The organism is Micromonospora sp. NPDC049799, from assembly GCF_040656655.1.
In the GTDB taxonomy this organism is placed as follows: domain Bacteria; phylum Actinomycetota; class Actinomycetes; order Mycobacteriales; family Micromonosporaceae; genus Micromonospora.
The window spans coordinates 1-1,061 of the sequence record NZ_JBFAMU010000915.1 but is presented as its reverse complement, the minus strand read 5'-3'; the positions used below and the strand labels follow the sequence as shown (position 1 = coordinate 1,061).

Annotated in this window: 2 protein-coding genes; both read right to left on the bottom strand. The window is 76.2% G+C overall.

Annotated features, from left to right (window positions below; genetic code table 11):
• Positions 1-759, bottom strand: a 759-nt coding sequence (locus AB0I76_RS30610) for an iron chelate uptake ABC transporter family permease subunit (RefSeq protein WP_357042821.1), incomplete at its 3' end; no start/stop codon positions are given.
• Positions 756-1,061: iron chelate uptake ABC transporter family permease subunit (locus AB0I76_RS30605; RefSeq protein WP_357042818.1), on the bottom strand; the 306-nt coding region annotated here is incomplete at its 5' end. The genes AB0I76_RS30605 and AB0I76_RS30610, both read right to left, overlap by 4 nt.

Sequence of the window (1,061 nt, the reverse complement as noted above, 5' to 3'; positions counted from 1 at the left end):
GACCGCCGCGGCCAGCACGACCAGCCGCAGGCGCTGCACGCGTACGCCGAGCGCGCTCGCGGCGTCGTCGCCCATCTCCACCAGTCGCAGGGCGGGACCGTTGGTGAGCAGCACCACCGGCACCAGCACGGCCAGCGCGGCCAGCAGGGGCACCGCGTTCGACCAGCCGCGCCCGTCCAGGCTGCCGGTGAGCCAGAGCACCGCCCGGGCGGCGTCCATCAGCGGGGCACGGGTCAGCAGCCACCCGTTGACGCCGGTGAGGATGGCCGCCACGCCGATGCCGACCAGGATCAGCCGGTAGCCGTGCACGCCCCGCCGCCAGGCCAGCGCGTACACCAGCACGCCGGTGGCGAGCCCGCCGGTCAGCGCGGCGCCGGCCAGCATCGCGCTGCCACCGCCGAGCACCACCACGACGAGCGCGCCGGTCGCCGCTCCCTGGGTGAAACCGAGGATGTCGGGGGTGCCCAGCGGGTTGCGGACCAGCGACTGGAAGACCGCGCCGGCCAGGGCGAGCGCGGCGCCCACCGCGACGGCCGTGACCAGCCGGGGCAGCCGTAGCTCGGTCACGATGAAGTCCTCGGCGGGGGAGCCCCCACCGGCCAGGGTGCGCAGCACGTCGGCGGCGCTCATCGGGTAGTCGCCGCTGCCGATCGCGACGACGCCCAGCGCCACGGTCAGCACCGCGCACGCCGCGCCGACCGCGAGGGCGCGGGGGCGCAGCCGCAGGGACAACCCGCCGGGGGTACGCAGGACGATCACGGGTGGGCCACCGGTCGACGCAGCACCAGCCAGAGGAAGAGCGGCCCGCCGAGCACGGCGGTGACCATGCCGACCTGGAGTTCGCCCGGCCGGCTCAGCACCCGGCCGAGCACGTCCGCGCCGAGCAGCAGCACCGGGGCGAGCACCGCGCAGTACGGCAGCAGCCACCGCAGGTCCGGCCCGGTGAGGGCGCGGACGAGGTGCGGTACCAGCAGGCCGACGAAGACGATCGGTCCGCAGGCCGCGGTGGCCGCGCCGCAGAGCAGGGTGACCGCCACGATTACCGCCGCTGGTGGAGAAGG